Below are 24,816 nucleotides of genomic sequence, written 5' to 3' on the forward strand. Positions count from 1 at the left end.
GAGCCACTAGCGCAACGCGCTGAGCGGGATGCGGATGGCGTGCTGTTCCGGTCATCCGTGCGCCCATGCCAAGCGATCAAAAGAGCCACGTCACAATGGCCTGCACGATGCTACCAAGCACGTCACGCAACACCGTGCAAGCGCAACCACGTCAAGCACTCACCCCATGCCTGCGCAGCGTCGGCTGGCTGGTAGCTCGCCCGATAGTCGGCAAAAAATGCATGTCCGGCGTGCGGATAGACATTAATACGCGATGTTCTGGCAGCGGGACTACCCTGCTCCAATCCGGCGCGCATCGCGCTTAGATGCGCCACCGGCACAATCGGGTCTTGTCCGCCATACAAGCCCAGTACGGGCGCGTACAGTCGGGAGACTACGCTGACCGGATGGGCGGGCGTGCAGTCCGTCACGTCGCCATCGAGCCGACCGTACCATGCCACGCCCGCCTTGACGCCCGCGTTATGCGCCGCATAGAGCCATGTGATACGGCCACCCCAGCAAAAACCTGTGACACCCAGCCGGCCGACGTCCCCGCCCAGCACACCGACATGCGCTGCGACCGCGTCGAGGTCGGCAATCACCTGGGTATCGGCGGTTTGGGACACCACCTCGCGCATCAGTTCAGGCAGTGTCTGGTACGCTGAAGCATCGCCACGGCGCGCAAATAGGTCTGGTGCAAGCGCCAGGTAGCCCAGCTTAGCAAAGCGCCGACATACGTCCGCGATGTGCGCATGCACGCCGAATACTTCCGACACAACCAGCAACACCGGATGCAAGCCGCCGCCCGAACCGGGCTTCGCAAAATAGACCGGAACCTCGAAGCCGACCGACGATACGCTCGTTTCGCCCACCACCAGTCCTTGCGCGTCGGTATGGATCGTGGTGCCTTGCACCGGCGCGGCCGCCGCCGATACGCGCTCGTGCGCGCCCATCGCGGTGCGCGCACTGTTCGACTTGAGCTTCGGGTCGTCCATTCGACTGTCCTTCATGCTCAGCGCGGACCAAATCCGCGATACGGCAGTAGCGGCACCAAGTGCTCGAGTTCGAGCATCCCGGCTTTGACCAGCGGCAACGACTCGATCATCGCGCGGGCCGCCGGCTCGGAATCGGCTTCGAGAATCGAGCAGGCCCCGCGCTTGTCGCCGCGATACCAGATCTGGCGCACCGAACCCTCGATGTACAGCGTGCGGGCACGCTGGGCCTCGTCCTCGAGCAACGGGGCAAAGTCCTCATCCGAATAACGATCCGTGCGCAAACGCGACAGGGCAAGAAATTGCATCATGCGACTCCATGATTCAGCGTGCGTCGAGTGTAGCGGCACGGCGATGTGCCGACAATGCACGCAATGCCCGCATGTCGTTGACTTCAGGGCAACGCTTGCGCGGGTGACCATGCTCCTGCACGCACTGCCGGTGGGGATCGAGGCCACGTTGCGGGAAATGCGCGAAGAATCAGCCGGGCCCGACCATGGGTTCATCCAACGGATTGCGCCTGAGCACATGCCGGAACTGCCCCGTTTGACACGAAACGGTTGTGGGCCAGGGTCAACGCTCGTGGATAGTGAGCAGAGTGCTGGATCGACGGCGACGTCGAAAATCGAATATAGACGATTACCGTATTTAAAAGTCTGCAGCATCTACGTTTTGAGTCATGGCGCCTTCCGTCTTTACATCTATCAAATATAAGCAGACAATGCGTTTTCTAGCGCCGCATGCATGTTATAGCATCGTATGCGCGTTACCACAGGCCGCTGCATGTTGTGTACGCAACAACTAGAAAAATTATTTGCTCACACATTCGCTCCTCGAATGAAGCGCTCTCGCCTGTCATCGCTGTTTGAAGAACAACGATTATTCACAATAATGAACATAAACATAAATCAATGCAGCATTACACCCAACAAATTGCAACTTTGTGCATGTCGATTCGAAATTTGTCGGTTTAAATTAGGTCTGCGCGCTTGGCTTTTTTGAATAGCTTCTCTATAGTTGAACTACTTTATAGTTAGACAAGCATGACAGTTGGTACTGGGTACCGTTAACCTCCGTACATATCCGCTGTTTATGAAGCCATGGGGTGATTCGCTAGCAGGACAGGTGCATCTCAAAAAAGGTTCGGTTTTACGAAAGTAATGTCTGGAGCGAATGGAAATGACGAAGTGCTTCTTGCTGTACCTATCCATCCTGTCTGCGTTCCTCCCCTCTCGACGCTGTATTTAATTTAGATACTGTGAGGCGCTTACGCTGCACGTAGCACATTTACATCACCATTATTTTGGCGTCTTGCATGCAAGCTTGATCCGTACTCGTCAGTTTCGCTACGGTAACTATTTTTGAAGTCATGCTGAGGCAGGCATCCATCGCCCCCCTCAGGGGTAGTTGCACGCTTGTCGTATGCTGTAAAGCTGAGTGTTTTGAACGTCTGAATGTTTTAAGCGTATATGCAGTGCAGTCAGAAATTCATTTTCCTTCTTTTAGGCACTACCACCATATCAACCAGCGGAAGTAAAGGAGTTAATGTATGACCAATCCCTTTGATGACCCAAATGGAAGCTTCTTAGTACTGGTTAACTCCGAGAATCAGCATTCATTGTGGCCAAATTTTGCCGAGGTGCCTGCAGGCTGGCAAGCTGGTGCACGGACCCGATACACGCCAAGCTTGTCTTGATTATGTCAACACGCATTGGACTGACATGCGGCCCAAAAGCCTAATTGAAGCCAAGGATGATTGAGCCAAAGCGCCGGCGCGGCTGATCCGCTTACATGATAAGCGAAGTTACTTTTTTGTCACTTTTTGACTGAACCATATTGATATGAAAATCCTTGGCATCAACTCCGCCTATCATGAATCCTCCGCGTCGATTGTCATCGACGGCAAGATCGTAGCGGCAGTCGAAGAAGAGCGATTCACCCGAATCAAGCATGCGAAAGAAGCTTGTGTAAGTGGCCCGGCTGAGCTACCGAAAAACAGCATACAGTTTTGCCTTTCTCATGCAGGATTAAAAGCCACGGATTTGGATGGGATCGCCTACTCGTTTGATCCCGCCCTCAGAAAGCGTGAATTCAAGCTCGATTCGCTCAGCCTACCGGGTGATTGGGGAAGTGCGGAGGGAGAGGAAATTTTCCTTGCCAAGCTCCAGCAAGTTCCCGGTGCAATCGATGCGCTGTTAGACCACCAGTTTGGCAGCAAATTAGTCTTTGTTCCGCATCATATCGCTCATGCCGCTTCGACTTTCTATCCGTCTGGTTTCGCTCAGGCTGCGATCCTTGTCGTCGACGGGATCGGCGAATCAGGCTGTACTTTGCTGGCGCGTGGGGACGGCAATAAAATAACGACACTGGATCAGGTGCCCTATCCGCACTCGCTTGGGTTCCTGTGGGAAAAGCTGAGCAAATATTTGGGCTTTTCTGAATATGATGCTTGCAAGCTGATGGGGCTGGCCGCTTATGGTGATCCCGCTGTCTTCAGAGAGACATTCAAGCAGCTTCTGAATTCAGAATCAGGCCGATATACGATCGATCCGGACGTGGCCCATTTCCGTCTGCCGGACTTCGAGCGGATTGAGGCATTGTTTGGTCCGGCACGAGCCGATAAAGAACCGATCCTCGATCATCACCGCCATGTTGCCGCCGCCCTTCAAGAAGCCACAGATCACGCGCTGATGGGATTGGTGCGCGAGCTGCGTGAGCGCGCCGCCTCCGATAAATTGTGCTATGCAGGCGGTGTCGCGCTAAATTGCGTCAGCAATTCCGTCATCAAGGAAAGCGGCTTGTTCTCTCAAATGTATGTCCCCACCGCGCCCCATGACGCAGGCACGGCGGTTGGCGCGGCGCTGCATCTTTATTATTCGCTTTCCGGCCAACGTCCATCGCAGGCCGATGACAACCCGTACCTGGGCCCGGCGTTTTCCGATGCGGCGATCGATGCCGCATTCCGTGACGCCGGTCTGTCGCCCCGACACAGCGCCGATCCCGCGCGCGATGCGGCCACGCTGATCGCCGACGGCAAGATCGTAGCCTGGTTTCAAGACCGCATGGAATTTGGTCCCCGCGCGCTGGGTAACCGTTCACTACTGGCCGATCCCCGCAGCGCGTCGATGCGCGAGGTGCTCAATGTGAAGGTCAAGCACCGCGAAGAATTTCGCCCTCTTGCACCCAGCGTACTGGCTGAAGAAGCGGCCAACTGGTTCGAGCTGGGCCAAGCGTCGATGAGCCACCAATCGATGCTGTTCGCCTGCCCGGCCAAACAAGATCGTCAAGCATCGATCCCAGCAGTCCTGCATAAGGATCATTCCGCCCGTGTGCAGATGGTCAGTCGAGAGCGCAACCCTAAATTCCACGCGCTGATCCAGCATTTCTTTGAAATGACCGGTGTACCCGTGGTGCTCAACACCTCATTCAACGATAGCGAACCCATCGTCTGCACGCCATCGGATGCCATCAAGACGTTCCAGGGAACGGCCATTGATGCTTTGTTTATTGGCGATCGGTTTGTCGTCAGATAAACCAGTGTTTGATCGCTAGATCAACAACAGAATGATACGGGAACATCGCGATGCACCACACAAACGAAGAAAAATGTATTTTTTTCATCACGAAAAACCATGGCCAGACGGCAAGCCATCATCAAATAGCTGACTGCTTGCCGATAGCCCAGTGGAATTCAATGCATCATGGCTTGAATGGTCAACATGACGAGAAAAATAATTTATTGTCGTCACCCTATCCCATCAAGGTCGTGACGGATGCCTTTCACTATCCTCATGCTGATCAGGTTCTTCCTATACAGCCGGAACAGTTATTTTTCATGGACTACACGTCCGCAGAAGATTTGAAACAGGCTAGCGTCCTAGACATCGGCGTTGGCTCGGGCGTATTGAGCATTTTTTGCCTACTCAATGGTGCCACTTCTTGTGTTGGATTGGATGTCAACCCAAGAGCGAAAATATTGGCCGGACACAACGCCATCCTCAACCATATCGATAAGAATTTCGATATTCGGGATGGCAGCACTTCGGATATTTTTGCATCTGTCAAGGATAAGCAATTCGATTTTATTTGTTCTAACCCGCCGTTCGAGCCTACGCCACCCGGAATCGATTACTACGTCAATTCCGCAGCCGGCATTTACGGGATGGATTTTGCTGAAAAGATATTGTCCAATATCAACCCGCACTTAACAGATGATGGCATGCTCCAGGTGGTCACGATGGCGCCGGGAGATGCGAAGAAGCCATTCAAACTATATGAAATTCTCGAGAATCATTTGCCAGGCCAAGCGGTGGAGATTATTCTAGACCGGCAGCCCATTTCCTATGATGATTTTGTCGGCAGATTCAACACTATTTTTGGATACGGCGAAGATGTCGTTTCCCAAATGAAAAAGACTGCTCGCGATGACGGCGTCACGCATCTCCATATGCTGATAATGAAATATAAAAAAGGACGACAAGGCAGCATCACGGAAAAGGTGGCCGATAAAATTTACGAAAACTGGACGACCCCCCTTGGGGCGCAGGATTCCTGTTATATGTGACAAGCACACTAACCGTGATCACGGGTAGGTCATCGAAGGCGGACGTAGTCGGAGGTCTATCGCGCAAAATTTGTAACAGTGCAACGCCGCCTGCGAAAAAGGAAGATATTGATGTTGATGGTTCAATACCTGAAGCGGTATTTCCGGCCCTTATTCGCCACAGCGATCCTTTCGTCTGCCGGTGCAATGCTGACGATCGGCCTGCTCGCCTATATCAATCGATTGGCAACGCAAGGATTGCCACAACCCAATTGGGTTTGCCTTGTGACGGCACTGGGATGGTTCGGTGCGCTGTGTCTAGTCAATGGTGTTTCACAAATCATTCTGGCAAAGCTCAGTAGCGGATTGGTGGGCCAATTACGTAAAGATTTATCCAAACAATTCATCGATGTTGATTATTGCAAATTGGTTGGCCATAAATCGACCGTATTTGGCGTTTTGATCGAGGATATCACCCGTATTAGTCCACTGGTCATACTTGCACCCCATCTCGCTTATAACGTTATCTTGGTGCTAGTCTGTTCAATCTATTTAATCACGCTGTCGTTTCAGCTCTTTCTTGTCTTGCTGGTAGGACTGGCTATTCCGCTTGCAATCTCAGCATTCTTGCTCAAATCCACTCGCAAACCACTTGACGCAATGCGGCGCAGCGAAGAGGCATTGTTTGAACATTTTCACGCGATTGCAGATGGCAAAAAGGAAATGTTGTTAAGTCGAGCACGTGCCAACCATTTTTATGACGTGCTATTGCTGCCCGCGATTGAGCAAGCGCAAAGGTTGATGAGACAGGTTCATCTGCGCTGGAACCTCAATGAGGCGTGGTCGTCCGGTTCGGCATACGGTACCGTGTTTGTGGTGGTCTACCTGGGCTATGCCGCATTTGCGCTTCCGTCCGATGTGATTGTGCGCTTTGTCATCGGTGCGCTGTTTATCGTAGGGCCCTTAAATTTTTTAATTCATTCTGGCCAGCCTGTCAGCACCGGTTTGAGCAGCTTGCGTCATCTTGAACGCGTCGGGCTGGATCTGCGCTCGCAGGACGTCACGGCTGATGAGCATACGACGTCGCACACCGATACGAAATGGCAGTCTATCCATGCACAAGATCTTTGCTATCGCTATCCTGAAAGCAAGGTAGGTGAAGGCATTGGACCATTTAATTTAAGTATTCGCCGCGGTGAAATGGTATTTATTGTGGGCGATAACGGCAGCGGCAAATCCACATTGATACACTTGCTGTGTGGCCTGTTGCCGCCCAGCTCGGGGCGACTTTGCTTGGACGAACAACCCGTTCCCTATGGATCGAGCGCATATAGGGAGCGTTTTTCCAGCGTTTTTGGTGATTTCTTTCTGTTCTCTGATGTGCTTGACGCGAAAGGTGATGCGTTGCCTGATGCGCAAATCCGTGCGCTGTTGCGCGATTTGGAATTAGACGAACAACTCTCAGTGGATCAGGGAAAGCTTTCAAAGACCAGTCTCTCAACAGGGCAACGAAAAAGGCTGGCATTGTTGCAATGTTATGCCGAAGATCGGGAAGTGTGCCTTTTTGACGAATGGGCTGCAGATCAGGATCCTCGTTTTCGCCAACATTTTTATTTAACATTGCTGCCACAACTCAAGCAGCAAGGCAAGACGTTGATCGTCATTAGCCACGATGACCGTTTTTTTCATTTGGCGGACCGTCTCATTGTGCTCAAAGGCGGGCGCGTGATGTCCGATTCAGCCACCGACACACTGGCAGATGGCGCCGATACGCGCCTAACTAGCCTCTCCGTTGCCAACAGCATGGCTGCCAATTCGGCAGCATGACTTGCTTTATTTCGATCGGCTACCGAATGCCAAAGAAAGCGGCAGGTTGTCTGTTTACCCCATATTCTTCCCTTTGCACGTAGAGCATCGATATGAACGATCAAACGGCTAAACTCGACTCTCTTATCGAGAACGACGCGAATCATCCATCTCTGCTCGACGATCAAGGTAACACTGGGGGAGCGCCAGACATTCGCAAGGCGCTCGCATCCAGTGAATCGTTCTGGCAGGAGCGACTAGCTCGCCTGCAGCCTTTGCCACTGCCCTTTGAACAAGGTGAGCGTGCGCTTGAGCCCAAATGGGCGATCAGCGCATGGCGCCCGCCATTGCTGGGAAAAAGCGAGCCGAAGCGGTCACTGACGGTGTTGCTGAGCGTGCTGGCGATCTATCTAGCCCGTTTGACCGAGCAAGCGCAGTTTCAGATTGGTTGGCGCGTCAGCGAAACCAACGACAAACCAGAGACGCTTGCCGATCTATCGCCTGTTGTGCCAATGGAAATCGCGGTGGATGTCAATCAGCCTTTTGCTTCGGTTTGTCACGCCATCGAAGCAGAATACGCACGGCTTGAACAGCACCATACATTCGTGCGCGATTTGGTCGTCCGACATCCTGCTTTACGTAGCCTACCCGCGCTGCATGCAGCCCGTCCTTGGCAGGTAGCAGTGTCCGTGCTATCCGATGAAGCACCATCACAGCTTGCCTGCGACACGCAGGCCAGTGGCGCCTTACTGACGCTCCAGGTCAAAGGCGATGGCGCTTTTCGCTGGATCTATGATACCCATCGTATGGATGCACGCCGCGTTCAATGCATCAGCGAACATTTACAAGCATTATGCGACGCAGCATCAAACAACGCCGAGACGCCCGTTTGCAAGTTGAATCTGTTGCCGCCGGCCGAACGCGAAACATTGCTTAACACCTGGAACGCCACAGCGACACCGTATCCGGCACATCAATGTATTCATCAAGTCTTTGAAGAGCAAGTCAAGCGTACACCGGATGCCATTGCGTTAGTTGACGAAGACCAGGCACTCACTTACGCCAAGCTGAATGCGCGAGCCAACCGCCTCGCGCACCGGCTGATTGAACTAAGGGTTCAGCCGGACACGCGCGTAGCCTTGTGCGTGGCACGCTCACCAGCGATGGTCGTGGGGCTGCTCGCGATTTTGAAAGCAGGGGGCGCCTATGTGCCACTCGATCCAGCGTATCCGTCTGAGCGCCTGACGCATATTTTGGCCGATTCGGCACCCAAACTTGTGATCGCCGATGCAGCAGGTCAGGCCGCACTAGGTCAAGCGGCTCTCGCATCACGGACTATACTCGATCCTAATGTGTTGCCAGAACGCGCAGCGACCAATCCGCATGTGCGTGAACTCCTTTCCAGTCATCTGGCTTACGTGATCTATACGTCCGGCTCGACCGGCACCCCCAAGGGCGTGATGGTCGAACATCGGAGTGTCGTCAACCTTGTTCAGGCTCAGATCGATTGTTTTGGCATTGGCCCATTCAGTCGGATCTTGCAGTTTGCTTCGCTCGGTTTCGACGTCAATACGTCTGAGACGTTCATCGCATTGAATAGTGGGGCAAGCCTGTATTTGCCGCCCGATACAGCGCGCCATGATCGCAATGAACTGTGGCGTTATTTAGAAAAGCACGCGATCACGTACGCGGACATTCCGCCCGCACTGCTGCAAGCAGGCGACGATTTACCTTATTTGAGCACCCCTGTGACGCTGATTTTAGGCGGCGAAGCCCCCAGTGCGACACTGCTTCGAAATTTGGTTCGTCAAGGCGCGGTGGTATTCAACGCTTACGGTCCCACCGAAACGACCATCTGCTCAACCGTTTGGTGTGGCTTGCAAGGTTTCAACGGCGAATGGGTCCCGATTGGCCGGCCACTAGCCAACACGCGAATTTATCTACTGGATGCGCACGGTCAACCGGTGCCACTGGGTGCAGTAGGCGAGTTGTATATTGGCGGGGCGGGTGTGGCACGTGGCTATCTGAATCGCCCTGAGTTGACCACCGAGCGTTTCGTCACGGATCCATTCTGCGATGTCGAAAACGCCCGCATGTACAAAACCGGCGACCTAGCTCGCTATTTACCTGATGGCAATCTGGTGTTTCTCGGACGCAATGACCACCAGATCAAGATCCGCGGCTTTCGAATTGAACCAGGCGAAATCGAGACGCGTCTGCGCGAACATCCGCAAGTCCGTGATGCTGCCGTGCTAACGTTGGGCGACGGCGGTGACAAGCGGCTCGTTGCTTATGTCATAGCCGAGTCCGGTGAACAGCTTGCCAACACGCTGCGCGCGCATCTGCTGACCTGCCTACCCGAGTACATGGTCCCCGCCGCGTTCGTACGGCTGGATGCGTTCCCGCTGACCCAGAGCGGCAAGCTCGACCGCCGTGCGTTGCCTGCGCCGCACGCCGATGCCTTTGCTCGTCAAGCGTATGAAGCCCCGCAGGGCGAAGCTGAAACGGTGCTGGCAACGATTTGGGCTGAATTATTAGGCCTATCGCACATCGGTCGGCACGACAGCTTCTTTGCACTCGGCGGAAATTCGCTGCTTGCCGTGCAGATGATCGACCGCTTGCGCCGCGTTGGCCTGACGCTCTCCGTACGCGCACTATTTGAAGCCTCCACCCTAAGTGTATTGGCGCACGCTCTGGGTCAGCACCGGGAAGTGGGCGTGCCACCCAATCGCATCACGCCCGACACCACGACGCTGACACCAGCGCTACTGCCGCTCATCGATCTCACTCAGGCTGACATCGACCGGATCGTCGAACAGGTGCCAGGAGGCGTGGCAAATATCCAGGATATTTATGCATTGTCGCCATTGCAGGATGGCATGCTGTTTCACCATTTGCTTGCGGCTAACAGTGATCCGTATCTGTTGACCACCCAAATGGCTTTTGCCAACCGGCAAGTACTGGATCGCTATCTGGAGGCGGTCCAGCAGGTCGTCAATCGCCACGATATTTTGCGCACCGCTTTCGTCTGGGAAGGACTGTCCGTCCCCGCTCAAGTGGTTTGGCGTCGTGCATCGCTGGCCGTTACCGAACTTGAGTTAAATCCGGACGATGGACCAGTCATCGAGCAACTGTTACAACGCCTCGATTCTAGCCAATATCGGATCGATTTAACCCAAGCCCCACTCCTGCATTTCATCATCGCTCAAGATGGCGATGGCCGCTGGCTGTTGCTCGAGTTGCTGCATCATCTCATCGGTGATCATGCGACGCAGGAGATCATGCAAACCGAAGTCCAGGCTTTTCTCGAAGGACGAGGCGACGCGTTGCCGCCCGCGCGACCCTTTCGTAATCTCGTGGCGCAAGCGCGCCTGGGCATCAGCGAAAGTGAGCACAAGCGCTTCTTTACCGACATGCTTGCCGATGTAGACGAGCCCACGTTGCCGTTCGGGTTAACCGACGTGCATCGCGACGGCACGCATGTGACCGAATCGCACCGGATGCTGCCACAGGACCTGAGTGATCGGCTGCGCACACAAGCCAAGCAGCTGGGCGTGAGTCTGGCCAGCTTATGTCATCTGGCTTGGGCGCAGGTGCTCGCGCGGGCAACGGGCCAGCAGCGAGTGGTATTCGGCACCGTGTTGTTCGGGCGCATGCACGCCGGCGACGGCGCTGACAGCGCAATGGGATTGTTCATCAATACGCTGCCGCTTCGCGTGGATGTGGATGACAGCGTTCAAGACGGTGTACGTCACACACATGCCCGCCTGGCCACACTGCTTGAACATGAACATGCATCACTGGGACTCGCGCAACGCTGTAGTAGCGTGCCCGCCGGTACACCACTATTCAGCGCGCTGCTGAACTATGTGCACGAAGGGGTGTTACCCAGCGAGATTCAGTCCACGCCCGGCATCGAATTCCTGGGCACCCAAGAGCGTGACAACTATCCACTCGGATTGTCAGTGGAAGATCGCGGCCACGCGCTGAGGCTGACTGCCCAGGCCGTGCAGCCACTCGATCCCGATCGGATAGGTGGCTATATGCAACAGGCGTTGGAAAGCCTGGCCTCGGCACTCGAGCACACACCCCATCTGCCCGTCCAGCAGCTGAACGTGCTGCCAGCTGACGAGCGCACACTGTTGCTCGAGACGTGGAACGCGACGCCCTTGTCCCCGGCACACGATGGCGCTATCGGCGATGCGCAAGCTCAAATGCTGCACCAGTTATTTGAGGTACAGGCTGATAAAACGCCGCACGGCGTGGCGATTGTTTTCGAGCAACAGCAGTGTAGCTATCGCGAACTCAACACCCGCGCGAACCAGTTGGCGCACTATCTACGTACACTCGGTGTTGGCCCCGAAGTAGTCGTCGGCGTGTACATTGAGCGCTCTATCGACATGCTGGTCGGCGTGTTGGGCATATTGAAGGCAGGCGGGGCCTATTTGCCACTCGATCCGAATTACCCTGCCGAGCGAATCGCCTATATGCTGGGCAATGCGAGCGTCCCGGTACTCATCACACAATCGCATCTTGAAGCGCAACTACCCGACATGCGGGCGCAGCGAGTGTGCATGGATACCGACTGGGGGCGCATTGCCGCCCACCCACAACATGCGCCGCAAAGCGGCGCCCGCCCGCATCATCTGGCCTACGTGATCTACACCTCCGGCTCCACTGGCCGGCCCAAAGGTGTCATGGTTGATCATCACGCTGTGTCGAGCCGTCTGCATGCGGGACAACAGCTACTGTCATTGCGATCGAGCGATCGCTGTCTGCAGCAAATCTCGCTGAGTTTTGACGCGTCCATAGAAGAAATATTTATCCCGTTGATGACGGGTGCCGCCCTGGTGATGGCCGATCCGACCATACAGATGGACGCAAGCCGTCTTGTCACTTTGATGGCACGGCAACGTATCAGCGTGATCGACATTGCTCCAGCGATGCTCGAACAGCTTTGCGCCACTGAAGGTGTGGCCGACTGCCGACATCTCAGGCTCATCCTATGCGGCGCTGAAGCGCTATCGAGCGCCGTGTTGCACGCATGTCAGACAACCTTCCCGAACGCCACGCTTTATAACTTATATGGCCCGACTGAAGGTGTCATTAATGCGCTGGCTTGGCCCGCGACCCAGCTAGCCGCGTCTGAGACACCGCCGCTGGGCAGACCGATCGCCAATACGTGCGTCTATGTGCTCGATCGCGCATTACAGCCGGTACCCATTGGCGTCACCGGCGAGCTTTATATTGGTGGACCGGCATTGGCACGGGCTTATTTGGGCCGGCCTGATCTGACGGCAGAACGCTTCGTTGCCAATCCATTTGAACAAGGAACTCGACTTTACCGAACAGGTGACCTCGTGCGTTGGCGCGCGGATGGTCAATTAGAATACCTGGGTCGTGCTGATCATCAAATCAAGCTTAGAGGCTTCCGTATTGAGCTTAGCGAGATCGAATCCGTGCTGGCCAAGTATCCGGGTATTGCCCAAGCCACGCTGAGCTTGCGCGAAGACCGTCCGGGGAATAAACAGCTCGTCGCCTATTGGGTCACGGCAGCCGGCCACACGGTCACACCCGTCGAACTGAAATCCCATCTAGGCCAAATACTGCCTAGCTATATGATGCCGGCCGCATTCGTCGAACTCGATGCGCTGCCGCTGACGGCGAACGGCAAAATCGATCGCCAGGCGTTGCCGGCCCCCGACTTCAGCTCAAACAACGCTCAGGCGCCACGCACCGTGGCAGAAACGCTGCTGGCTGACCTGTTCGCTGAGGTATTGGGCTTGGATACCGTCGGCATCGACGACAACTTCTTTGATCTGGGCGGGCATTCGCTACTGGCGATGCGTTTGATCAGCCGCATTCGCGCTGCATTGGACATCGATATCGCCATTCGCACGTTGTTTGAAGCCCCGACGGTCGCCGACTTGGCGCAGCGCCTCACGCCCAACGCGTTCGCCCGGCCGCCTCTGCGTCCACAGCCCCGTCCCGCCACACTACCGTTGTCCTTCGCGCAGCGCCGCTTATGGTTTACTCACCAATTCGAGGGACCCAGCGCCACCTATAACATGCCGTTGCCGTTACGCCTGTTTGGCACAGTGGACACACACGCTTTGCAGGCCGCGTTGAATGACCTGCTAGCCCGGCATGAAAGCTTACGCACGGTCTTCAGGGAGATCGACGGTGCCGCCACGCAACAGATCATCGCTGCCGAAGCCGCCTCGCTCACCTTGGAGACAGTTCAGGTGACAGAAAAAGCGCTGTCACAAAGGCTGGCCCAAGCAGCCGTTCACCCTTTCGACCTGTCACGCGAAATCCCGCTGCGCGCCTGGCTGTTTCAGCTCGATGCGCAAGAGCATGTGCTGTTGCTACTGTTGCACCACATCGCTGGCGATGGCTGGTCAATGGCGCCCCTCGCCCGCGACTTGGGCCGCGCCTATGCAGCCCGGCTCCAAGGCCGGGCGCCAGACTGGACGCCGTTGCCTGTGCAATATGCCGACTATACGCTGTGGCAACAGGCGTTATTCGGTAACGAGCATGATCCGGACAGCATGATTGGCCGCCAATTCGCGTACTGGGAGCGAACATTGGCCGGTCTACCAGAACGATTGGAGCTGCCGTTTGACCGGGCACGACCGCCTGTGGCCAGTTACCACGGCGACTATGTGGCCATGCGCATCGATGCCACGCTGCACAGCAAGTTGCAAGCCCTTGCCCGAGCGCACGAAGCCAGCTTGTTCATGGTATTGCAAGCCGCATTGGCGGCGTTACTGACCCGTCTGGGCGCAGGCAACGACATCCCAATCGGCACCGCCATTGCTGGACGTACCGATGAAGCGCTAGACGAGCTCATCGGCTTTTTCGTCAATACCTTGGTACTGCGCACCAACACGTCAGGTAACCCGAGCTTCAATGCACTGCTGAAGCGCGTGCGCGAAACTTGCCTGGCTGCTTATGCCCATCAGGACGCACCGTTTGAACAGCTGGTTGAACGGCTCAACCCAACCCGCTCGACCGCGCATCACCCCCTCTTTCAAGTTTCATTGGTATTACAAAACACAGCTGTGCAGCCATTTGACCTGCCTGGCCTGCGTTTGGTCCCCGAACCCATTGATACTTTTACCGCTAAATTTGACTTATTTTTCAGCTTTGATGAAGTAACGAGTCCAGATGGCAGCGCGCACGGGCTGGAAGGCTTGATCGAGTATGCGACTGATCTATTCGATCGTGACACGGTGGACAGATTGGCCCGCCGCTTCATCCGCTTGTTGGAAGCCATCGCCGACGCGCCTGCGCAACCGATCGGTCAACTCGATCTTTTGGAGACGGCTGAACGGCAGCAACTTCTCAACGGCTGGAACGACACGGCGCAACCAATCTGCGAAGCCACGCTGCCCGCGCTATTCGAGACGCAAGTGGCCAAAGCGCCTGATGCCATCGCGCTGGTCTTCGAGGATCGACACGTCAGCTACGCTGAACTCAATGCCCAAGCCAACCGCCTTGCGCATTATTTAATTGCCGAGGGCATTGGCCCAGAGGATATTGTCGCCGTCGCGCTACCCCGCTCGCCGCAGATGATCAGCGCGTTGCTGGGTATCTTGAAAGCGGGCGCCGCCTATCTGCCGCTCGACCCGGACTATCCGTGTGAACGACTGGCTTTCATGCTAACGGACGCGCAGCCCAAACGCGTCCTCACCGATGCGTCGAGCGCTAAGCGCTTACCCAACGAGTACACCGCGGTTCTCCATTTGGATGATCCGGCTATCTGCGCCGCGCTGACGCAACGATCCGAGTCCAACCCGAGCGACACCCATCGTCGCCGACCACTCGTTCCCCGCCATCCCGCGTATGTCATCTACACGTCCGGCTCAACCGGGAAACCGAAGGGCGTTGTGGTCACGCATGCTGGCAGCCATAATTTAACGACCACCCAAATCGAGCGCTTCTCGCTGAGCCCGCACAGCCGTGTCCTACAGTTCGCGTCATTGAGCTTTGATGCTGCTTTCTGGGAAATGTGCATGTCGCTGCTGTCAGGCGCCACGTTGGTCCTGGGGCGATCGGAACAGTTGTTGCCAGGAGACGCGCTGGCCAAGCTCGCCTCGGACCAAGCGATCACCCACGCCACTTTGCCGCCCAGCGCGTTGGCCGCCCTGCCCGCCGACAGCTTGTCCACCTGCTCGCACTTGATTGTGGCTGGCGAGGCCTGCCCACCGCACCTTGTCGAACAATGGTCGCAAGCGCGGCACATGACCAATGCGTATGGGCCGACCGAGGCAACGGTGTGCGTGGCGATGCGACGTTTTTCACCTGATGAGGCTGTCACCGAAGTCGCGTCATCAATTGGCCGGCCGATTGGCAACACTCAGTTGTACGTCTTAGACGAGCATCTACAGCCGGTGCCAGTCGGCGTATCGGGCGAACTTTATATTGGTGGCATCGGGCTCGCGCGCGGTTATCTCAATCGTGCCGCATTAACGGCTGAACGCTTCATTGCCGCACCGTTTGGCCCGGCAGGCGCGCGCTTGTACCGCACCGGCGATCTGGCTCGCTGGCGAGCGGACGGTACACTGGATTTCCTCGGCCGTGCCGATCATCAAGTCAAGTTGCGCGGCTTCCGGATCGAGCCTGGCGAAATCGAGGCCGTACTGTGTCGCCACCCAGCCGTCGCCCAGGCCGCAGTGATTGCCCGCGAAGACCGCCCAGGCCACGCGCAACTGGTTGGCTATGTCACGCTCGACAAAACGACTGCCGAGCGTAATGCCGCCACTGAAGAGCGCCAAGTCGGTGAATGGCAAACGATCTACGACACCCACTACGGCAGCCACTCATCCAGTGCTTTTGGCGAAAATTTCGTCGGCTGGGACAGCAGTTATGATGGGCGCCCGATCCCATTGCCCGACATGCAGGCATGGCGAACAGCCACAGTCGCACGGATTCAAGCGCTCAAACCTCGACGGCTATTGGAAATCGGTGTGGGCAGCGGCCTGCTGCTTGCCCATCTGGCACCGCATTGCGAAGCTTATTGGGGCACGGACTTCTCGATGCCCACCATCGAGGCACTCCGAGAGCAACTGACGCACTATCCAGAATTAGCCTCGCGCGTGGAACTACGTACGCAGGCGGCCCATGTCACTGAAGGACTGCCGTCAGGCTATTTCGACACCATCGTGATCAACTCGGTGGTGCAGTACTTTCCCAATGCCAATTATCTGCAAGACGTACTGCACCAAGCGATGACACTGCTTGCACCCGGTGGTGTGCTTTTTGTCGGCGACGTGCGCAACTTCAGCCTACTGAATTGCTTTGTCAGCGCCGTACAGCTGCACCAAGCCAACCCTGCCGTCGACGACGTCTCCACCGTACGCCGACGTATCGAGCAGGCATTACTCGCGGAAAAAGAACTGCTACTCGCACCAGCGTTCTTTAGTTCGCTGCCGCATACGATTGACACCATCGCCGCGGTCGATATTCAACTCAAGCGAGGCCCGTATGAAAATGAACTGAGCCGCTACCGCTACGAAGTGGTGTGCATAAACAGGCGGCAGAGCCTTATTCGAACGCTTTCGCTCGCTCAAGCGCCGCAGTTGTACTGGGGCCAGCAGCTCGCCGATCTCGACACGTTGGAAGATCACCTGAACACGCAACGTCCCGCACGCTTGCGTATCGTAGGCGTGCCCAACGCACGCCTGGAACGAGAGATCGAGGCGATGCACGCGCTCGAGCGCGGCTGCGATATTGCCACTGTCCAGCACCAACTCAAAGCCAGTGGCACGCCGGCAGAGGGGCTAACGCCCGACGACTTCCATGCGTTGGGCCAGACGTGCGGCTATTGGGTTGCCGCGACTTGGTCAAGCGACGCGCAAGCGTGCATGGATATCTTGCTCGTTCAAGCCAGCGAAGCGGCTCACGCCACGCTCACCGACCTGTACTTACCCTCCCCCGCGCTGGCTAACCAGGCGCCTGGCGCCCATGCGAATAACCCCGCTAAGCTCGATCAGCTTGCAGACATTCGTCGCTACGCGGCCTCCGAGTTGCCTGCCTACATGGTGCCAGCCGCCATGGTGCTGCTAGACAACTTGCCGCTCACGCCCAACGGCAAACTCGACCGCAAAGCGCTACCGGCGCCGGATTTTGCCTCTGAGCACTACCGAGCTGCACGCTCGCCGCAAGAACAAACGTTGGCCGAGCTGTTCGCCGAAGTGCTCGGTCTGCCACGCGTGGGCATCGATGACCGATTCTTCGACTTGGGTGGGCATTCGCTGCTGGCGACCCGCCTGATCAGCCGCATCCGCGCCACGTTAGGCGTTGAGATCCCGATACGCACGTTGTTCGAGGCTGCAAGCGTGGCGGAGTTGGCCCCTCGCATCGCGGCGATGCAGCAAAACCATGACGTGTCCATCCCCGCGCTGACGGCTCAGCCTAGGCCCGATGCACTGCCTTTGTCTTTCGCGCAAGAGCGTCTATGGTTCCTGGATCAGCTAGGGCAAGGCAATGCGTATCAAATACCGATGGCGACCCGTTTGACGGGGCCATTGGACGTACAAGCCTTGAGCGCTGCACTCAGCGAAATCGTGCGGCGCCATGAAGCGTTGCGCACGCGGTTTGAAGCGCGCAATGGCGTTGGCGTGCAAATGATCGATGCACCATGGACGGTGACACTGGCACCACGCGATCTGGATGAGCAAGCGCTTGTCCCTTATCTGCAAGCGACTGCTCAACAGCCGTTTGATCTGGCTACCGGCCCACTGGCGCGATTCGAACTACTGCGGCTTGCCCCCCATGTTCATGTGCTGAGCATCATATTGCACCACATCATCTCTGATGGCTGGTCAATCGGCGTGCTCACACGGGAATTAAATGAACTGTACAGCGCGTTTATCCAGGGCCAGCGCTCCCCACTACCACCGTTGCCTATCCAATATGCCGACTATGCGATTTGGCAGCGTGCATGGCTTAAGGACGAGGCGCTGGAGCGGGAGCTGAATTACTGGCGCCAAAAATTGGCGGGCATCCCTGTCGCGCTGGAACTGCCGACCGACCGGCCTCGACCCGCCGTGTTAAGCGGCCAGGGTCACGGCCTTGCAGTGAACGTGCCGGCCGCACTCGCCACGCAACTTAAAGCGCTGGCGCAGCGTGAAGGCGCCACGCTATATATGACCCTGCTCGCCGCGTTCCAAGTCGTGCTCAGTCGCTGGAGCGGACAGGATGACATCGTCGTGGGCTCACCGATCGCAGGACGCACGCAGGTTCAAGCCGAGCAATTGATTGGCTTCTTCATTAATACCCTGCCTTTGCGTGCCGACTTGTCAGGCAATCCTCGCTTCAGCGAATTGCTGGCCCAGATGCGTGAGACAGCGTTAGAAGCTTATGCGTACCAGGCCGTGCCATTTGAAAAGCTGGTGGAAGTCTTGCAACCCGCACGAGACCTGTCACGCGCGCCAATTGTACAAGTCATGGTCAATGGCCTGAATCTGTCGGCATCCAACTTGGCTTTGCCCAGACTCATCGCCGAGCCGGTTCACTTCGACACATTCGGCACGAAATTCGACCTAACACTGTACTTTGGCGAGACATCGGACGGCATTGAAGGCTGGCTGCAATATGCAACTGACCTGTTTGACGCCGAGACGATCCTGCGGTTGGGGCAGCATTGGGTCAATGTGCTCGAGGCGGTGGTTGCCGACCCGACGCAGCGCCTGTCCGAACTGCCGCTGCTCAGCACCACAGAACGCCACCAACTGCTCACAGCGTGGAATGACACGGCCGCTGACTTCGCCTCTGCGACCACCCTGCACCAGCTATTCGAAGCCCAGGTGCAACGCACGCCGAACGCAGTCGCTGCGGTGTTCGAAACGCAGCAGATGACTTACGCCGAGTTGGACAGCCGGGCCAACCAGCTTGCGCATCGTCTTCGTGCCATCGGCGTAGGACCCGAGGCTGTCGTGGCCCTCTGTGCCGAGCGCTCGCTACAGATGCTCGTGGGCTTATTGGGTATCTTAAAAGCAGGGGGCGCCTATTTACCCCTGGATCCAAGTTATCCGACTGAGCGCATCGCTTATATGTTGGAGGATGCACAAGTCGCAGCAGTGGTGCTGCAGCCCCATCTTGGGCCACTGTTGCCCGCCACCCAGGCTCAGACCGTGATGCTGGAGACAAGCTGGGCTCAGATCGCCACGCAGCCCTCAACACGGCCAATCAGCGTCGTGAGACCGCACAATCTGGCCTATATCACCTACACGTCAGGCTCAACGGGTAAGCCTAAAGGTGTGATGTCCCAGCACCGCGGTGCGGTCAATTACTTGAACTTCCTGGTGCGCCACTACCGCCTCACTGAGGCCGATGTCGTGCTCAACGTAGCTAGCCTCGCCTTTGACGCGTCGGTGCGCGATCTACTCGGCCCGCTCGTGGCAGGCGCGCGGACCGTGCTGATCCCGACAGCGCAAGCCAAAGAGCCACATCAATACGTGCGCGCGATCAACGCGCACGGCGTCACGAAGTTGCTCAGCATCACGCCCAGCTTGCTGCGCAGCGTCTGCCAAATGGCTGACGGCCCGCAAACGACCCCGACGCTGCACACGATCTTGACAAGCGGCGAAGCACTTGAGGCGGACTTATGCACGCAAGTGCACCAGACGCTGGGCGAGCAGATCCATGTGGTCAATCAGTATGGTCCGACCGAATGCACGATGACCTCCACGTGGTTTGCAGCCGTGCGTCAGGCAAGCGGTATCGTGCCAATCGGCCGGCCTTTGTCCAACGCGCGCGTGTATCTGCTTGATCGGTATTTGCAGCCGGTGCCCTGTGGTGTAGCCGGCGAGTTGTACATCGCGGGGGCGGGTCTGACACGAGGCTATGTCAACCAACCCGCGCTGAGCGCCGAGCGCTTTATCGCTAACCCCTTTGGCCAAGGCGAGCGGCTATATCGAACCGGGGACTTGGCCAAGTGGCGAGCAGACGGCCAGCTCGAGTATCTCGGCCGCACCGACCATCAAGTCAAAATCCGCGGCTTTCGTGTCGAGTTGGGAGAAATTGAAACGCAGTTGCTTGCCTACCCCGATGTCAAACAAGCCGTTGTGGTGGCACGAGAGGACGAGCCAGGTCAAAAACGGTTGGTTGCCTATCTCGTCAGTGATGACGCAATCGATACTGCCGCGCTACGCGCACACCTCAAAGGCAGCTTGCCCGACTACATGACGCCATCGGCATTTGTGAAGCTAGAAGCCATGCCGATGACGCCTAACGGCAAACTGGATCGAAAGGCTCTACCCGCGCCGAACTTTGTATCTGAGCGCTACCGTGCTGCACGTTCGCCTCAGGAGCAAACGCTGACCGAGTTGTTTGCCGAAGTGCTCGGCTTGCCACGCGTGGGCATCGACGACAATTTCTTCGAACTGGGCGGCCATTCATTGTTGGCGATGCGCGTGGCAGCTCGCGTCAGGCAGGCGTTGGGAGTCGAATTACCGGTGCGTCTTTTGCTCGAAGCGCCCACTATCGCTGAGCTCACGCCTCATCTCGACGCATTGCGGCAAAGCAGTGACCTCAACATCCCAGCACTGACCACGCAAACGCGTCCTGCCACCCTGCCTCTATCGTTTGCGCAAGAGCGCTTGTGGTTTCTAAACCAGCTAGGGCAGGACGCTGCGTATCAGATACCAATCGCGATGCGCTTGACAGGCAAGCTCAATATCGCTGCGCTAGAAGCCGCGCTCAGCGAAATCGTGCGGCGCCATGAAACGTTGCGTACTCGGTTCGAGACCGTTGAGGGGACCGGCGTGCAGGTCGTCCATTCGCCATGGGCGGTGGAGTTGGTACCACAAGAGGTGACTGAACAAGACGTCATGCGTCATCTGCTAGCCATCGCTGGACAGCCGTTTGATCTGACTACGGGGCCGCTGGCGCGCTTTGCCTTGCTGCGGCTTGCGCCCGATAGCTATGTGCTAAGCGCGACACTGCATCACATTATTTCAGATGGTTGGTCAATGGGCGTGCTGATGCAGGAACTCGAAGCGCTGTACACCGCCTTCAGCCAAAAGCAAGATTCGCCCCTATCCGAGCTGCCCGTGCAGTATGCCGACTATGCGCTCTGGCAGCGGTCCTGGTTCAAGGACCAAGCACTCGAGCAGGAATTGGATTACTGGCGCGCGCAACTGTCGGGCGCGCCCGCCGCGCTCGAGCTGCCGACTGACCGGCCGCGGCCTGCCGTGCCAAGTGGACAGGGCCATGGCGTGTTAGTGCATGTGCCGGCCGCGCTCGCCACGCAACTTAAAGCGCTGGCGCAGCGTGAAGGCGCCACGCTATATATGACCCTGCTCGCCGCGTTCCAAGTCGTGCTCAGTCGCTGGAGCGGACAGGATGACATCGTCGTGGGCTCACCGATCGCAGGACGCACGCAGGTTCAAGCCGAGCAATTGATTGGCTTCTTCATTAATACGTTGGCGCTGCGTACCGATCTGTCAGGCGATCCTCGCTTTGACGCGTTGCTGGCACGCGTGCGTGAAACCACGCTGGGCGCCTATGCGCACCAGACGGTGCCTTTTGAGAAGTTGGTGGAGGTGCTGCAGCCGGTACGCGACCTTTCTCGCCAACCGATCTTTCAGGTCATGGTCAATGGATTCAATATACCCGTGTCGAATTTTGCCCTACCGGGACTGACCGTTGAGAAGATCGACCTGGAACGTCTTAGTACCAAATTCGACCTAACACTGTACTTTGGCGAGACATCGGACGGCATTGAAGGCTGGCTGCAATATGCAACTGACCTGTTTGACGCCGAGACGATCCTGCGGCTGGGACAGCATTGGGTCAACGTGCTCGAGGCGGTGGTTGCCGACCCGACGCAGCGCCTGTCCGAACTGCCGCTGCTCAGCACCACAGAACGCCACCAACTGCTCACAGCGTGGAATGACACGGCCGCTGACTTCGCCTCTGCGACCACCCTGCACCAGCTATTCGAAGCCCAGGTGCAACGCACGCCGAACGCAGTCGCTGCGGTGTTCGAAACGCAGCAGATGACTTACGCCGAGTTGGACAGCCGGGCCAACCAGCTTGCGCATCGTCTTCGTGCCATCGGCGTAGGACCCGAGGCTGTCGTGGCCCTCTGTGCCGAGCGCTCGCTACAGATGCTCGTGGGCTTATTGGGTATCTTAAAAGCAGGGGGCGCCTATTTACCCCTGGATCCAAGTTATCCGACTGAGCGCATCGCTTATATGTTGGAGGATGCACAAGTCGCAGCAGTGGTGCTGCAGCCCCATCTTGGGCCACTGTTGCCCGCCACCCAGGCTCAGACCGTGATGCTGGAGACAAGCTGGGCTCAGATCGCCACGCAGCCCTCAACACGGCCAATCAGCGTCGTGAGACCGCACAATCTGGCCTATATCACCTACACGTCAGGCTCAACGGGTAAGCCTAAAGGTGTGATGTCCCAGCACCGCGGTGCGGTCAATTACTTGAACTTCCTGGTGCGCCACTACCGCCTCACTGAGGCCGATGTCGTGCTCAACGTAGCTAGCCTCGCCTTTGACGCGTCGGTGCGCGATCTACTCGGCCCGCTCGTGGCAGGCGCGCGGACCGTGCTGATCCCGACAGCGCAAGCCAAAGAGCCACATCAATACGTGCGCGCGATCAACGCGCACGGCGTCACGAAGTTGCTCAGCATCACGCCCAGCTTGCTGCGCAGCGTCTGCCAAATGGCTGACGGCCCGCAAACGACCCCGACGCTGCACACGATCTTGACAAGCGGCGAAGCACTTGAGGCGGACTTATGCACGCAAGTGCACCAGACGCTGGGCGAGCAGATCCATGTGGTCAATCAGTATGGTCCGACCGAATGCACGATGACCTCCACGTGGTTTGCAGCCGTGCGTCAGGCAAGCGGTATCGTGCCAATCGGCCGGCCTTTGTCCAACGCGCGCGTGTATCTGCTTGATCGGTATTTGCAGCCGGTGCCCTGTGGTGTAGCCGGCGAGTTGTACATCGCGGGGGCGGGTCTGACACGAGGCTATGTCAACCAACCCGCGCTGAGCGCCGAGCGCTTTATCGCTAACCCCTTTGGCCAAGGCGAGCGGCTATATCGAACCGGGGACTTGGCCAAGTGGCGAGCAGACGGCCAGCTCGAGTATCTCGGCCGCACCGACCATCAAGTCAAAATCCGCGGCTTTCGTGTCGAGTTGGAAGAAATTAGCGCGGCGCTGGCTAGTCACCCCAGTGTGGCACAAGCGACGGTCATCGCACGGGAGGACGAGCGATCAGCAGACAAACGCTTGGTCGCCTATTTAGTAGCATCAGCAAACTGTACGATTACGCCCGCTACACTGAGACAGTACCTGAGTCAGAAGCTGCCGGACTATATGATCCCGGCCGTATTCGTCGTGCTTGATGCCTTGCCGCTTACACCAAACGGTAAGGTCGATCGCAAAGCACTGCCAGCGCCGGAAATGACGGTGACGGCAACAGCACGCATGCCGCGCACCCCTGAAGAGCAGGTGCTTTGCGAAATATTTGCCGAGGTGCTGGGCGTCGCACGCGTCGGTATCGATGACAACTTCTTTGAACTAGGAGGCCATTCGTTGCTGGCTGCACGGTTGATCAACCGTGTCCGCACCACGCTCGGCTTGGAGCTGTCCATTCGAAACTTGTTTGAAACGCCCACCGTAGCAGGTCTCAGCCAGCAGCCAGACAAGCCGACCGACCTCGACTCATTATTCCAAGTCGTATTGCCGCTCAGATCTCACGGAGATCGCCCCCCGTTGTTCTGTATCCATCCGGCGGGAGAACTGGGTTGGTGCTATGCCGGACTTTTGCGATATATCGATCGACAGTATCCCCTTTACAGTTTGCAGGCACGCTGTCTTTCGACCTCAGGGCCGCCTCCGGAAACGATTGAAGAAATGGCTTTGGATTACGTTGAGCAAATCCGCCGTATTCAACCTAGCGGTCCTTATCAACTGGTAGGCTGGTCCTTGGGGGGACTGATTGCCTTTGAAATGGCTTGCCTTCTGCAAAAGAAAGGCGAGCACGTCGCCTTACTGACACTTTTGGATAGCTACGTTAGGACAGGAGACAAGCCCATGCGACGGATTGCCAGACAGGACATGATTGCCGATCTGCTTGCCGAGGTCGGATACGATTCAGCCAGTTCAGAAAAAACGCCCCTCGATTTCGACGAGCGTCGGGAGATTCTTCGCCAAGGAGGTAGCCTCTATGCCGCATTAGATGAGCGTCAATTTGATAGCATTTTGGATTTCTTTGAAAAAACACCTCAAATGATCGAGCGTTATGTTCCTCGCTCTTCGTTCGAAGGGGATGTGCTGCATATCAAAGCAGCATTGGAGAAACCAGGCTTTCGGCCAGAGCCGGAAACATGGCAGGCTTACGTAAAAGGCCATGTTGAGATGCATTCCATCGACTGCGAGCATGGCGCGATGATGCAACCGGAACCGTTAGCCCAAATTGGCCCCATCATTGCGCAGAAACTAAGCACAGTGAGTTAAACACTGA

Annotated in this window: 6 protein-coding genes and 1 pseudogene; 5 read left to right on the forward strand and 2 right to left on the reverse strand. The window is 56.9% G+C overall.

Going from position 1 to position 24,816, the window contains the following annotated elements:
- Positions 1-122: 122 nt before the first annotated feature.
- Together RBRH_RS08620 and RBRH_RS08625 are read right to left on the reverse strand one after the other, a co-directional pair.
- Positions 123-974, reverse strand: a complete 852-nt coding sequence (locus RBRH_RS08620) for a dienelactone hydrolase family protein (RefSeq protein ID WP_041754369.1) — start codon at positions 972-974, stop codon at positions 123-125.
- Positions 975-991: 17 nt separating this feature from the next.
- Complete coding sequence (locus RBRH_RS08625; protein WP_199180528.1) at positions 992-1,282, reverse strand: muconolactone Delta-isomerase family protein; 291 nt, start codon at positions 1,280-1,282, stop codon at positions 992-994.
- A 1,238-nt stretch (positions 1,283-2,520) separates the two neighbouring features.
- On the opposite strand from RBRH_RS08625, the pseudogene RBRH_RS17310 reads away from it, so the two are divergent.
- The 5 genes and pseudogenes from RBRH_RS17310 (at position 2,521) to RBRH_RS08650 (ending at position 24,809) form a co-directional block, all read left to right on the forward strand.
- A pseudogene (locus RBRH_RS17310) lies at positions 2,521-2,731 on the forward strand (MbtH family protein).
- Between the two features lie 81 nt (positions 2,732-2,812).
- Positions 2,813-4,504 (forward strand): carbamoyltransferase family protein, encoded by a 1,692-nt coding sequence (locus RBRH_RS08635; protein ID WP_013435801.1) that lies wholly within the window; start codon positions 2,813-2,815, stop codon positions 4,502-4,504.
- Positions 4,505-4,554: 50 nt separating this feature from the next.
- Positions 4,555-5,535 carry a methyltransferase gene (locus RBRH_RS16280; RefSeq protein ID WP_013435803.1) on the forward strand — a complete coding sequence of 327 codons (981 nt, stop codon included), beginning with the start codon at positions 4,555-4,557 and terminating at the stop codon, positions 5,533-5,535.
- A 111-nt stretch (positions 5,536-5,646) separates the two neighbouring features.
- A complete protein-coding gene (locus RBRH_RS08645; RefSeq protein ID WP_041753700.1) occupies positions 5,647-7,341 on the forward strand; it encodes a cyclic peptide export ABC transporter in 1,695 nt (564 codons plus the stop codon).
- Positions 7,342-7,433: 92 nt separating this feature from the next.
- Positions 7,434-24,809 (forward strand): non-ribosomal peptide synthase/polyketide synthase, encoded by a 17,376-nt coding sequence (locus RBRH_RS08650; RefSeq protein ID WP_013435805.1) that lies wholly within the window; start codon positions 7,434-7,436, stop codon positions 24,807-24,809.
- Positions 24,810-24,816: the final 7 nt, after the last annotated feature.

Origin of the sequence: Mycetohabitans rhizoxinica HKI 454 (assembly GCF_000198775.1) — a bacterium.
GTDB lineage: Bacteria > Pseudomonadota > Gammaproteobacteria > Burkholderiales > Burkholderiaceae > Mycetohabitans > Mycetohabitans rhizoxinica.

Coding starts and splice junctions, on each gene's coding strand:
- RBRH_RS08620 (WP_041754369.1), bottom strand. CDS start 974: ATGGACGACCCGAAGCTCAAGTCGAACAGTGCGCGCACCGCGATGGGC.
- RBRH_RS08625 (WP_199180528.1), bottom strand. CDS start 1,282: ATGATGCAATTTCTTGCCCTGTCGCGTTTGCGCACGGATCGTTATTCG.
- RBRH_RS08635 (WP_013435801.1), top strand. CDS start 2,813: ATGAAAATCCTTGGCATCAACTCCGCCTATCATGAATCCTCCGCGTCG.
- RBRH_RS16280 (WP_013435803.1), top strand. CDS start 4,555: ATGCACCACACAAACGAAGAAAAATGTATTTTTTTCATCACGAAAAAC.
- RBRH_RS08645 (WP_041753700.1), top strand. CDS start 5,647: ATGTTGATGGTTCAATACCTGAAGCGGTATTTCCGGCCCTTATTCGCC.
- RBRH_RS08650 (WP_013435805.1), top strand. CDS start 7,434: ATGAACGATCAAACGGCTAAACTCGACTCTCTTATCGAGAACGACGCG.